Source organism: Paenibacillus cisolokensis, from assembly GCF_050481165.1.
GTDB lineage: Bacteria > Bacillota > Bacilli > Paenibacillales > Paenibacillaceae > Paenibacillus_AH > Paenibacillus_AH cisolokensis.
In genome coordinates, this window is sequence record NZ_JBCNFP010000109.1 from 23,029 (window position 1) to 35,716 (window position 12,688).

13 protein-coding genes are annotated in these 12,688 nt (G+C 53.6%); 2 read left to right on the forward strand and 11 right to left on the reverse strand.

All coding sequences use genetic code 11. From position 1 onward, the window contains the following. Positions 1–28: 28 nt before the first annotated feature. The 7 genes from ABEV74_RS17830 to ABEV74_RS17860 form a co-directional block, all read right to left on the reverse strand. A complete protein-coding gene (locus ABEV74_RS17830) occupies positions 29–1,048 on the reverse strand; it encodes a protoglobin domain-containing protein (protein WP_430148068.1) in 1,020 nt (339 codons plus the stop codon). Between the two features lie 149 nt (positions 1,049–1,197). Further along, positions 1,198–2,541 (reverse strand): MATE family efflux transporter, encoded by a 1,344-nt coding sequence (locus tag ABEV74_RS17835; protein ID WP_430148071.1) that lies wholly within the window; start codon positions 2,539–2,541, stop codon positions 1,198–1,200. A gap of 207 nt (positions 2,542–2,748) precedes the next feature. Then, the gene (locus ABEV74_RS17840; RefSeq protein ID WP_062491643.1) at positions 2,749–3,147 is read right to left on the reverse strand and encodes a LytTR family transcriptional regulator DNA-binding domain-containing protein; all 399 of its coding nucleotides are present in this window, start codon (positions 3,145–3,147) and stop codon (positions 2,749–2,751) included. Positions 3,148–3,193: 46 nt separating this feature from the next. Then, positions 3,194–3,316 carry a cyclic lactone autoinducer peptide gene (locus ABEV74_RS17845; RefSeq protein WP_145977161.1) on the reverse strand — a complete coding sequence of 41 codons (123 nt, stop codon included), beginning with the start codon at positions 3,314–3,316 and terminating at the stop codon, positions 3,194–3,196. A 5-nt stretch (positions 3,317–3,321) separates the two neighbouring features. Next, positions 3,322–3,843, reverse strand: a complete 522-nt coding sequence (locus tag ABEV74_RS17850) for an accessory gene regulator ArgB-like protein (protein WP_062491641.1) — start codon at positions 3,841–3,843, stop codon at positions 3,322–3,324. Continuing rightward, on the reverse strand, positions 3,836–4,678 hold the full coding sequence (locus tag ABEV74_RS17855) for a hypothetical protein (RefSeq protein WP_430148075.1): 843 nt from the start codon (positions 4,676–4,678) through the stop codon (positions 3,836–3,838). Before ABEV74_RS17855 ends, ABEV74_RS17850 begins: the two co-directional genes overlap by 8 nt. A 90-nt stretch (positions 4,679–4,768) precedes the next feature. Next, the gene (locus ABEV74_RS17860) at positions 4,769–6,664 is read right to left on the reverse strand and encodes a PrkA family serine protein kinase (RefSeq protein ID WP_062491637.1); all 1,896 of its coding nucleotides are present in this window, start codon (positions 6,662–6,664) and stop codon (positions 4,769–4,771) included. Positions 6,665–6,905: 241 nt separating this feature from the next. Between ABEV74_RS17860 and ABEV74_RS17865 the strand changes: the two genes are divergently transcribed. After that, positions 6,906–7,697: a DUF2161 domain-containing phosphodiesterase gene (locus ABEV74_RS17865; protein WP_430148078.1), complete on the forward strand. Its 792-nt coding sequence runs from the start codon at positions 6,906–6,908 to the stop codon at positions 7,695–7,697. Next, a complete protein-coding gene (locus ABEV74_RS17870; RefSeq protein WP_430148081.1) occupies positions 7,666–8,004 on the forward strand; it encodes a Rieske (2Fe-2S) protein in 339 nt (112 codons plus the stop codon). The genes ABEV74_RS17865 and ABEV74_RS17870 overlap by 32 nt, the downstream gene beginning before the upstream one ends. A 134-nt stretch (positions 8,005–8,138) precedes the next feature. On the opposite strand, the gene ABEV74_RS17875 is transcribed toward ABEV74_RS17870, so the two are convergent. From ABEV74_RS17875 to ABEV74_RS17890, 4 genes are all read right to left on the reverse strand, one after another. Further along, positions 8,139–9,335 (reverse strand): aminotransferase-like domain-containing protein, encoded by a 1,197-nt coding sequence (locus ABEV74_RS17875; protein ID WP_430148084.1) that lies wholly within the window; start codon positions 9,333–9,335, stop codon positions 8,139–8,141. 233 nt (positions 9,336–9,568) lie between these two features. Next, positions 9,569–10,861 carry an ABC transporter substrate-binding protein gene (locus ABEV74_RS17880; protein WP_430148086.1) on the reverse strand — a complete coding sequence of 431 codons (1,293 nt, stop codon included), beginning with the start codon at positions 10,859–10,861 and terminating at the stop codon, positions 9,569–9,571. 101 nt (positions 10,862–10,962) lie between these two features. Beyond that, the gene (locus ABEV74_RS17885) at positions 10,963–11,796 is read right to left on the reverse strand and encodes a carbohydrate ABC transporter permease (protein ID WP_430148089.1); all 834 of its coding nucleotides are present in this window, start codon (positions 11,794–11,796) and stop codon (positions 10,963–10,965) included. Next, positions 11,796–12,677: a carbohydrate ABC transporter permease gene (locus ABEV74_RS17890; protein WP_062491627.1), complete on the reverse strand. Its 882-nt coding sequence runs from the start codon at positions 12,675–12,677 to the stop codon at positions 11,796–11,798. The genes ABEV74_RS17885 and ABEV74_RS17890 overlap by 1 nt, the downstream gene beginning before the upstream one ends. Positions 12,678–12,688: the final 11 nt, after the last annotated feature.

Here is a 12,688-nt window from a genome sequence, read left to right on the forward strand (position 1 = left end):
GCGCATGCGCGTTGCCGGGCCTTTCCGATTATTCCTGATCGGACGTCAAGTCAATCCACTTCTGCAATTCTTTCGTTATTTTCTCGATCATTTGCACATAGGCGGCCAGCTCCTGCGACCTTGCCGCTTGCCTGTCGGCCATTTCCGTCGTAGCCTCTGATTCCTTGCGAACTTCCGCGATTTTCGCCTCGATCTCGGCCAGCCGCGATTCGATGCGCTCCAGCGCTTCCCGCGACGATCCCGCCAGCTTGCGCACTTCGTTGGCCACGACCTCGAAGCCCCGCCCCTGCTCTCCGGCCCGCGCCGCTTCGATGGCGGCATTCAAGCCGAGCAGATGCGTTTGGTCGGAGATGTCCCGGATCAGCTCGCCCATCTCGGTAATGCCTTCGATATTTTCCCGCAGATCGCTCAAGAGTTGATTCGTCTTGTCCTGCGCCTGCGATGTCGACACAGCCGTCTCCGCGATCGTCTGGGCGCCCTCGTCAAGCTCGACCACCATCCCCGCCAACTCCTGCACCGTTTGGGTAATGGTTCCGAGCAGCTGTTTGCGCGTATCGGCCAGCTCCTTCAGCTGCTGCTGCTCCTGCTGCAGATAAGCTTCCAGCACCAGCTGCGAATCGAAATTGAACATTTTGCTGAGCGCATGCACGATCGCGCGCCACCGGTCGGGGGAAGCGGTCTCCAGTGCCGGCGTGGCAATATCCAGATAAATCATGTATGTACCCAAGTACCAGTCCGTCGTCAACCCGATTCGGGAGTGAATCAGGCCGACGCGGATCCGGTTTTCGATGAATGCGTCATCAATGACGCCCGAGGTGATCGACAACCAGTATTCTTTTTGCGTCTCTTTCAATCGCTCGATCGTACTGAAGCGTTCAATGATAGACATCAAATACGGCTGCTTCTGAATATGCGCGTACAGACGGTCCACTACGACGTCTGCAAGCTGTTCGAATATCGGACGGCTTGCGGCAAGAAGACGCAAATCCTCTTCCGTTATGCCGGTATACTCGATCTGGACTTTGCGTTGTGCGGAAACATTGATCATGTCATCGGTCCTTTCACATATCTGTCTATTTTGTATATCGGCTTCATTCGGAGAAATTGAAAGTAAATTATTCCTAAAACATGAATCCGAAGTCCCGAAACGGACCGGTGCTTCCCCGTACGGCGGTACGGGACGGTTGCTGCGGGGCATCAGGAATGGGATGCTTCCTTCAGCCGGACGTTCAGCCAATCGGTCCGGTAGAAGCGGATCGCCAGACCGATGCCGAATACGGTCAGATACGTATATAGCGAAAGCCACGCGCCGACGCTGCCCATATCCAGCACGAAAATGAGCAAGTAGGCCAGCGGCACGAATAAAAACCAGCTGACGACAAAGGAGAACCGCATCAAATAGGTTGAATCGCCGATGCCGCGCAGTCCCCCGGCATAGAAATTCAGAAATCCGTCGAAAATTTGCAGATAGGCCGACAGTTGAATCAAATACGCCGCCAGCTCGTATACTTCGCGCTCCTTGGCGTACAGCCTGGCGATCGGCTCGGCCCAAATCATCTCCACCGTCCCGAGTACGAGCAGAAAGACCGTCCCCAAAATGGCCGTGTCCGTACCGGCACGGCGCCCTTTAAGCGGCTGTCCTTCGCCGACGTATTGGCCGACCAGTATCGTTGCCGTCGCCCCGAAGGCAAAAGCGGGCATAAAGCCGAAAGACATGACATTGAGCGCGATTTCGTTCGCGGCGAGCGCCTGGTTGCCGAGTCTCGCGACGAAGACGGTGAAGATGAACATCGTCAGACTCATTTGAAATTCCTGCAGACCGAGCTTTCCGCTTTCCTTGGTTATCAGCTTCATCTCGGCCCAATCCGGCTTCGCGCGCATCCTTGTCGGGAAACGTTTGTTCAGGACGAAGAAAAAGACGTATGCGCTGATCAGCGTCTGCACCGCTTCGCCGATCATAACGGCCAGACCGGTGCCCATCAGGCCGAGCTCGGGAAAGCCGAACGCGCCGAATGTAAGCGCATAAGTAAAAAAGATCATGAGCCCGTTGCCGATGAGCGAAATGATCATCGAAAGCGTAGTCGAACCGATTCCCCGCAGGAAACCGTGAAATACGAAATTGATAATGCCGAACGACATGGCGTAGAAACGCAGCTGCAAATACAGAGTACCCGTGCTGACCAGTTCCTCGGAACCCCCTGTCAGACGCAGCACCTCGTCGGAAAGCGTCAATCCGAACACGATCAAAAGAAACGCAAAAGCGAAACAAAGGTAAAACGCGAGATAAGTTCGTTCGATCCCTTTGCGCATATCGCCCGCACCGTAATTTTGGGCGACCAAATAATTGACCGTATGGCCGATGCCCGAAAATAGCGCGAAAGCGTTATACATAATAATGTTGACGACACCGACGACGGCGATGACGAGATAGCCGAGATCGCCGATCATAATGAGATTGATCGTCCCCGTTACGGTAGCCGTAGCGAACGACACGAAAGACGGGATCGCAAGCAGTAATATTTTTCTCCAATTCGCAAGCATTCGATAGACTCCGTTTCCGTAAGAACTGAATCCTATTCTGCATCAGGTTGGCGAATACTGTCAAGAAGGAAACAAAGCTCTTTTTGAGTGAAATCGGCCAAAAAATGTATTCGCATTCGGACCGGCAGGAGGAACATTAATGGGCTGTGAGACCGGGGTAGCGCGGGCGAGTAAGTCCCTGCAGAAAAAAAGCCGCCATCAGGCGGCTTATGTAGAGCTCTTTCCGATACGGAACCTGGAGGAAAGACCTTTGTAGGCAACCTTCGTGTCTTCGGATTCGCGAATAAGGTGCTGAACCTTCTTCTGGTTCGCTTCCGAGACGCTGGCATATTGGCTATGCTTGTCCCATGGGTTTTCAAAATAAACCTTCCGCTGCTTTTCGTCATAGGCTTGGGCCAAATTCATGTTGACCAGATTGCAGCGGTCCAGTTTATCGAAGCCGTAATCGGCAAACAGCTCCATCAATTCTTTTGCAGTCGAGGGGAAATAATAAACTCCTTCTTTCGTATGGAACTCAGGACCATTGGATGTCGTCTTGATAATAAGAACTTCGTTTATGTCGATAATACTCGGTTGGCCTGTGTCACTGAGCAATGGGACTTTCATGCTGCGTCACCTCCAACCGGAAAACCAAAACACTAAGGTCATCCGATTATTTTTGCAATTCTTCAGGGATTTCTGGTCTGTGCATAATCCAAAGGGAAGCCGTGCTTACAAAAAGAACAGCAACCAAAGCCAGCAACTTTGAAGCTCCAATAGCCAGTTTCTTTTTCACTTTTTTCACCTCCTTTTTATAATACTAATTGTGAGAAGGGATTGGAAGAAAAAACTATAACCGAGTATGGGATGATTAAAAAAGAAATTACTAGAAGCAATTAAGACGGATATCAGCTTAAGGAGCGGGAAGTACCTTTCCGGAATACGTGCATATCCTTTTATGTTGGAAGGCGCAAAAACAATTAACAATCCGACACTGATAACGTTCAACCAAAATATACTTTCATCGGTATACGGTAAATGAGGAATAATCGAAAGCATCGCTACCGAAGCGATTGTACATGCTGTAGACGTACGAAGATGAATTCCTCCGGAAAAAAAACGCAGAATAATAAAGGCAATTGAAGCCATTACGGTCTCCCAAAAACTCCCCGTTGCCAATCCGATTGAAAATGCGAGTACAAGGGCAAAAAACGTATTTAGAATCGCAATCAAAGAGAACCGCATTACAGCAATACTTGCGGTATGATCCGGCGCACTTCGTTTGATCATGACCGCGATTCGTTCTGCCATTGCTTCAATCATCGGCTGTCTCCTTCTTAACAGAAAGATAAATCAGAAACAACAATGGTAACAAAAGCATAAACGAAATCAAGACAAGCGGCGGATTAGCTTCGCTGCCAATCCAGTAGTTCGAAATAAATGTAATAATAATGGAAATAATCATGACCACAAAAAAAGTAACATTACTTCTGTTAATAAAATTTCTTTTTATTCTTCCGTCATGTTCAATGAAACTGAACCCGCCTTTGTTAAATCGAATAAAGCCTGTATATAGAAATAACAATAGACAAGACAGCCCTTGAAGCAAAAACGCTTGGTTAGTATAAGGAACAACATCGTCTTTAAAAACATTGTAATGTTTTAGAAGTGCGAGCATCGCAGTTTGATTCAATGCGAATACGATATAACCGATCAACAACATCATGCTGGAATAAAACCAGCTTGTCCTTAAAAGAAGACGCAAAAAGAAAATTAAAATAAAGAATTGAACGATGGAAGAGATGCTGCTTAAATGCTCCAACATAAACATGTGAGAAACAAATGACATAATAACTGAACAAATGATCGAGTTAAGTATTTGTTCTTTGATTTCAAAGCGGAATAAAGCAAAAAGAAAGAAGAAGACTGATAAGTATTCGAGTGAGGAGAAAATAACGAATAGTACGACATTCATAATGGATTCAGTTCCTTCGGATAAACACCATATCTTGTTAATACCATTATAATGCAAACGTTGCAGAAATACTAGAATCAGATTAAGATTTGCGTTTTTTTCTCTGACCTCAGACCTAAGATTATTGTCCTGCAAATGTCCGCCGGCCGCAAGACGGCAAAGCGCGGCGGGCCGTCCCGACAACCCCCTCCATAAAAGAAAAAACGCCTGGACGGCGTTCATCAACGTATGGCGATATTTACAAAAGATCTATCTCGAAAGGTCGGCGCAGATTTACCGGTTCAGCAAGCTTCCCACGTAACGCAGCAGTTCATTCGCGCATACCGGGCAATAACCGTGCTCGTCGATCAGCCGCGACGTCACTTCGTTGATTCGCTTGAGCTGCATTTCGTCCGGCGTCTTCGTCGACGTCGTAATTTTGACAATATCCTTCAAATCCGTGAACAGCTTCTTCTCGATCGCCTCGCGCAGCCGGTCATGACTGGAATAGTCGAATTTCCTCCCTTTGCGCGCATAAGAGGAGATGCGGATCAATATTTCTTCGCGGAACGCTTTTTTCGCATTTTCGGAAATGCCGATTTGCTCCTCGATGGAACGCATCAGTCTTTCGTCCGGATCAAGCTCCTCCCCGGTCAGCGGGTCCTTGATTTTCATCCAGTTGCAATAGGCTTCGACATTGTCCAGGTAGTTGTCGAACAGCGTGCGTGCGGACTCCTCGAACGAATAGACGAACGCCTTCTGCACTTCCTTCTTGGCCAGGGTGTCGTATTCCTTGCGGGCGATCGAGATGAAATTCAAATATTTCTCCCGCTCCTCCTTCGTAATCGACGGATGCTGGTCCAGGCCGTCCTTCAGCGCCCGCAGCACGTCAAGCGCATTGATGCACTGCAGGTCCTGCCTGATCAGAGCACTCGAAATCCGGTTGATGACGTAGCGCGGATCGACGCCGGACATCCCTTCCTCGGTATATTCGTTTTGCATCTCCTTGAGATCGGCTTCCTTGTAGCCCTCGACTTCCTCGCCGTCGTACATCCGCATTTTTTTGACCAGATCCATCCCCTGCTTCTTCGTTTCCTTGAGCCGGGTCAGAATGGAGAAAATCGCGGCGGCTCGCAGCGCATGGGGAGAGATATGAATATGCTTCATGTCGCTCTGGCCGATCAGCTTGGCGTAAATTTTCTCTTCTTCCGTCACTTTCAGGTTATACGGAATCGGCATGACGATCATCCGCGACTGCAGCGCTTCGTTCTTCTTATTGGCTATGAACGATTTGTACTCCGACTCGTTCGTATGCGCCACAATGAGCTCATCCGCCGAGATCAGGGCGAACCTGCCGGCCTTGAAATTGCCCTCCTGCGTCAGCGACAGCAGGTTCCACAGAAACTTTTCGTCGCACTTGAGCATTTCCTGGAATTCCATCAAGCCGCGGTTGGCCTTGTTCAGCTCGCCGTCAAACCGGTAGGCGCGGGGATCGGACTCCGACCCGTATTCGGTAATGGTCGAAAAGTCGATGCTGCCGGTCAGATCGGCGATATCCTGCGATTTCGGGTCGGAAGGGCTGAACGTCCCGATGCCGACGCGGTTGTCTTCGGAGATGAGCACCCGCTCCACCATCACCTGTTCGATATTGCCGTCGTATTCGGTCCTGAGCCGCATCTGGCACGACGGGCACAAATTGCCCTCGATGCGTACGCCGAGCTCGCGCTCCACTTCGGGACGCAGCTCATGAGGGATCAGATGCAGCGGCTCCTCGTGCATCGGGCAGCCTTTAATGGCGTATACGGCTCCGCGGTCAGTGCGAGAGAAGCGCTCGAGCCCTTTTTTGAGCATCGTCACAATCGTCGATTTCCCCCCGCTAACCGGTCCCATCAGCAGCAGGATCCGCTTCCGCACATCGAGACGGCGGGCGGCCGAATGAAAATATTCTTCCACCAGCTTTTCGATCGCCCGGTCCAATCCGAAAATTTCCTGCTCGAAAAATTTGTACCGCTTCTGTCCGTTCACTTCTTCGATTCCGTAAGAGGCGATCATCTCATATACTCGCGCGTGAGCCGTCATGGCCGGCGAAGGGTCACTGCGCAGCTTTTCAATATACTCTTTAAACGTCCCGCTCCACGCCAATTTTTCATATTCGGCCTTGTAAGCCGATATCCGTTTGAAAATATCCATACCATGCTCCTCCCATCGTACCCGAAGTTGCTTTATTTTTCACCGCCTTGGGATTGTAGCAAGCCCGCTGACGAGTTGACGATTTTTTGGAAGTATTACATAAGTATGCGTGGCGGGACGGGAAGTTGCTCTAAAATTTATGCGCATATCCTTCAAAAAACGACGCGCTGCCGAAATATGGGAGCACGGCTGAGCGCTCCTTTGGTATAATGGGACAGGAGACAAACGGGATCCGGACATCGTGGAAAGGGGAATGCAAGTGGCCGTCAAGCAGGAAGCGGAGCTCTACGAACCGATCAAAGCGTATTACGAACAACGCGGCTACGTCGTTCGAAGCGAGGTGCTCCATTGCGATCTTGTAGCGGTCCGGCCGTCCGAAGACGAAACCGTTGACGAAACCGTTATCGTGGAAATGAAAAAAACGTTCAATCTCGCGTTGCTGCTGCAAGGCATCGAGCGGTTGCGAATCAGCGACCGCGTCGTGCTGGCCGTCGAACGGAACCGCAAGAAAAGCGGGGCTCACAATCAGCGGTTCGGCGATTTGGCCGAGTTATGCCGAATGCTCGGTCTCGGCCTGATGACGGTGACCATGTTCAAGACGAAGCCGCCTCGCGTCGAGATGCTTTGCGAGCCTGGCGAACCCCCCTTGCGTGGCGCGCGCCCTGCCCGCAAAGCCCGGCTGCTGAATGAATTTCGCGAGCGAAGCGGCGATTACAATGTCGGCGGCAGCGCGAAACGCAAGCTCGTCACCGTCTACCGGGAACGGGCGCTCCGTTGCGCCTGGGCGCTGGCGGCGTACGGACCGCTGTCGCCAAGCCAGGTTGCGGCGCATATCGATTATCCGAAGACGGGACCCATGCTTCGCAACAATTATTACGGCTGGTTCGAGCGGATCGGACGCGGTCTCTACAGGCTGCGCCCCGCCGGCGAAGCCGCTCTGAAGGAGTATGCCGACGTATTGTCCGAATGGCTGGCCACAAAAACGAAGGAGGAATCGTCCGATGAACGACAAACCCGCCGAAGCCGCCCGTGATCTCGGCGCCGAAGCCGACTTTGAAGCTTTTCCCGCGCCGGTGGAAGTGGACAACGAGCCTTATTTTATCGTGAAAAACGCCGAAAGCTCCGCAGAGCCGTACCGCCTCATCTCCGCCATTTGCCCGCACGCCGGCGGCGAGGTGCGCGTTTACGGCACCGAGTTCGTCTGCCCGATGCATTTCTGGACGTTCGATATGCAAACGGGCGAGTGCACCAATGTGGACGGCGAGAAGCTGGCCTGCGCTCCGGTGTTCGTGCGGGACGGGCGGCTGTACGCCGATTTTTCCGGACGGGAAATCCGTTAAATCCGGGACGATCGGGCGGAGCGCCGAACGCAGCAATGCCGAAAAAGGGGCTTGTTTCCGGTCACGCTCATGACGTACGGACGCTCATGACGCAGGGAACAGCCCCTTCCGTATAGGCGCGATGATCGCCGCCGCTAGCAGCGGGCGGTAAATTCGGCAAGCGCCTCGGCGAACCGTTCGATGCCGGCGGCAAGGCGTTCGCCCGTGCTATGCGTATAATTAAGGCGGGCCGTGTTCCGCTTCGGCTCGGAGGCGTAGAACGAAGCGCCGGGCACGAAGGCGACGCCCTTGCCGACCGAGCAGCGCAGCAGCGCCTCGCTGTCCAGACCTTCCGGCAGCTCCAGCCACAGGAACATGCCGCCTTTCGGCTCGCTAAAGCGCACATCCTTCCAGCCTTGACGCTTGATCAGCGCGCTCATTTCGCGCATGCGTTCGCCGTATATGCGGGCGATGGCGCGTATATGCCGGTCGAGCGGGAAGTGCCGCAGCAATTGATCGAGCGTCTGCTGATCGAGCGTGCTGGAATGGAGATCGGCCGCTTGCTTCGCCTTGGCCATCATGCGGATGATGCGGCTGTCGGCGATCGCCCAGCCGGTGCGCAGCGCCGGCGCCACCGTCTTCGAGAACGTGCCGGTATAGATGACCGGCCCGCCCTCCGAATGTTGCTGCATGGAGAACAGCGTCGGATAATGTGCCGATTCGTCGAATTTGATGTCGCCGTAAGGATCGTCCTCGAGAAACGGAACGCCGTACCGGATGCACAGCTCCAGTATGCCGCGGCGCCGCTCTTCACTCCATACCCGTCCCGTTGGATTGCCGAACGTCGGAACGGCATAGATAAGCCGCGGGCGACGTTCCCGTATCAGCCGTTCGGCATCTTCGAGAATCATGCCTTGCTCGTCGCATTCCACCGCCTCGACTTGCAATCCGTACAGTTGAAACACCTGCAAAGCGGCGAGATAGGTCGGCGTCTCGACGAGAACCGTATCGCCGGGATCGGTCAGCACTTTGACGACCAGATCGATCGCCTGCTGCGAGCCCGTCGTCAAAATCATCTGATCCGGGTGCACCTGCATTCCCTTGGCCGCCATCCGGTCGCACAGCTGCTCCCTCAGCGGCGTGAAGCCTTCCGTCAACCCGTACTGCAGCGATTGGCGGCCCGAAGCGAATACTCTGTCCGCAGCCTCGCGAACCGCTTCCAGCGGAAACAGCTCTTCCGCCGGCAGCCCCCCTGCGAATGAAATAATTTCCCGGCCTTGCGTCAGCTTCAAAATATCTCTTACAGCCGACGATTTCAATTGCTGCATGCGGCCCGCAAACTGATAGTTCATGGTGATCCTCCTTAGCGACTCTATGCATAATTACATATTACGCTTATCGCTTCCGGCAGGCAACTGCAAGGCACGTTCGCAAAGGGAGCCGCCCGAACGCGGCCGGTCGCCCCCCGCTCTTTCCGGGCCGGCACAGAACAGCCCGAAGCGGAGCATATAAAAAAGCGGCGCGTCCGGTTACGGGACCGGATGCGCCGCTTCACCCTGCCTATCGCGGGAGCGAACCCGCCGTCTTACTTTTGCCGCAAATTGTTCCAGCTGGTCTCGAAAGCTTTGAACATGCCGCTGCGGTCCAGCTTGCCCGCGATGTAGGCCTGCATCGTCGAACCGAGCTCCTGCGGCAAGCCTTCCGGGTACAGGAACCAGTACCAGCCGAGTGTCTTGTTGTCTTTGCTGTACGCGATAATTTCGTTCGCCATATCGCCGAGTATGGTCGGATCCGTCACTTCGATCGATTTGAACGCCGGGATGAACTTGAATTCCTCAAGCATGTACTTCTTGCCGATATCGGATGTCACCATCCAGTTCAGGAACGCCTTTGCCTCTTCCTTCACCGGCGAATTTTTGTTTACAACCCAGTTGTTCGGCACGCCGACAGGCAGCTTGTCCGATTGCTCCGCGTTGTCGCTAATCGGCATCGGCAGCACGCCGATATTCAAATCCGGATTGATGCTGTCAACCTGCACCTGCGTCCAGTTGCCCTGCTGCATCATCGCCGCCTGCCCGCTGGCAAACAGCGTAACTTGCGTGTTATAGTCGGTCGTCAGCGGGTTTTCGTTGCTATACTTCAGCATCAAATCCAGCAGATCCGCCCATTGCTCGAATACCGGATTGCCGGCGATTTTGCCTGTGCCCGCGTTCAGCGACTCGACATAACCACGCGGGTCGTCCTGGTTGGCGATGGCGATATTGAAGTTATGGTTGCCGAGCACCCACCATTCGCCGAAGCCGTTGGCGAACGGCGTAATGCCTGCCGCCTTCAGCTTCTTCGCCGCTTCTTCGAGCTCGCTGATCGTCTTCGGCAGCTCCGTAATGCCGGCCTGAGCGAACAAGTCCTTATTGTAGATCAGGCCGTATCCTTCGAGGCCGAGCGGCATGCCGTAGATTTTGCCGTCCTTGGTCATCGGCTCCTTCGCCACGTCAAGCGTGTCCGCTACCCACGGCTGATCCGACAGATCTTCCAGATGCTCGATCCACGTATTCAGCTCCTGATACCCGCCGTTGTTGAAAATATCGGGCTTCTCTCCGGCAGCGAATTTGGCCTTGAGTGCAGCCCCGTAATCCGCGCCGCCTCCGACCGTTTCGATTTCCAGCTTGACGTTCGGATTTTCCTTCTCGTATTCTTCCTTCAAGCGCTCGAGCGCTTCGGCAATTTCGACTTTAAACTGGAAAATCTTAATCGTAACCGGCTTGCCTTCCTGATTGTCGTTCGCCGCTCCGCTTCCCTCGTCGTTCTTCGAGCCGCAAGCCGCCAAAACGGCCGTCAGGGCAACGATGAGGAACACCAGCATCGCTCTCTTTTTCATCTGAAGAACCCTCCTTTTTTCGCTTTCGCAATTCCATATTCAGTATAGTCCGCGCCTGAAACCGCCAACACCGAGAATGTTGAACAAAAAGGTGGAGGATGTTAGCCTTTGACCGATCCTGCCGTAATGCCTTCTATAATATACTTCTGCAGCGACAGGAAGAAAATAATGATCGGAATGATACCCATCACGAGCGCCGCCAGCGCGAGATCCCACTGCTTCGTATACTGGCCGAAGAACGAGTAGGTCGAAAGCGGAATCGTCCTGAGCGTCCGCTCGCCGCCGATGATCAGGTTCGGCAGCAGGAAGTCGTTCCAGATCCACAGGCTGTTCAGCAGCAGCACGGTGGCCGTCATCGGTTTGAGCAGCGGGAAGACGATGCGCCAAAATACGCCGTACGGCGAGCAGCCGTCCACGACCGCCGATTCTTCGATCTCGACCGGAATCGATTTCACGAAGCCGTGAAACAGAAAAATCGTCAGCGATGAACCGAAGCCCATATAGCAAAGCCACAATCCCCACATGCTGTTCGTCAGGCCGAACCAGCCGGCCACCTTCATAAGCGGAATCATGATCGACTGGAACGGAATGACCATCGCCGCGACGAACAGGAGAAACAGCGTATTGTTCAGCTTGTTCGGACGCCGCACCATTTTGTACGCCGCCATCGCGCTGATGACGACCAGTCCGGCGACGCTCGTGACCGTAATGAGCAGCGAATTCCAGAACGCCTGCGGGAATTTCATAATGTCCCAGGCCCGCTCGTAGTTGCTGAAATTGAGCGATTTCGGCAGCGCGGCGGCGTCCAGCAAAATTTCGCCGAACGTCTTGAGCGAATTGCTACCCAGGAAATAGAACGGCACCATAAACAGCAGCATGGCCAGAATGGCGATCAGTTCCAGCAGCAGCGTCCGCCAGTTGTAACGATTCGTCATTAAGCCTGCACCTCCCGGCGTTTCGTCAGCCATACCTGTAAGGTCGAAATCAACGCTACAACGATGAAGAAAATGAATGCTTTGGCCGTTCCGAGCCCGTAGCGGTTATTCTGGAACGCCTCCAGATAAATATTCAGCGCAACCGACTGCGTCGAGTTGTACGGCCCGCCTTTCGTCAGCGACAAGATGACGTCGAACGTTTTGAACGACCACGACAGCGCCAAAAACAGCGAAATCGTAACGGCCGGCATAATGAGCGGCACCGTAATATGCCGAAGCCGCTGCCAGGCGGTCGCGCCGTCAATGGCGGCCGCTTCGTTCAGATCTTTCGGCACGTTGATCAGCGAAGCGATATAGATGACCATAAGATAGCCTGCGCCATGCCATACGCTGACGATGACGACGGCCCAAAATGCGGTAGGCTCGTCCCCGAGCCAGGGCAGTTGAAAGAAGGACAGGCCCGTCGCCTTCCCGATCGAGGCGAAGCCGCGGACGAAGATGAACTGCCAGATAAAGCCGAGCAGCAGGCCGCCGATCACGTTCGGCATAAAGAACAGCGTCCTCAGCACATTCCGCGATTTCAACGGCGCGGACAGCAGGAGCGCCAGCACAAATCCGACAAGATTCGTCAATACGACCGCGACGACGGTAAACCGGACCGTAAACGCGAACGAATCGCGGAAGCCCTGATCCTGCCACACCGTCACGAAGTTGTCGAAGCCGACGAACGAAGCCGTGTCCGAAACGCCGTTCCAGTTCGTAAACGAATAATACATCCCCATGAAAAAGGGAAGCGCTACGATAAGGGCGAAAGCCAGCACCGCCGGGCCGGTGAAGACGATCTGCTGAACCCATTCCCTCGATAGAAAGTTTTTGTTCATCTCTAGGATCT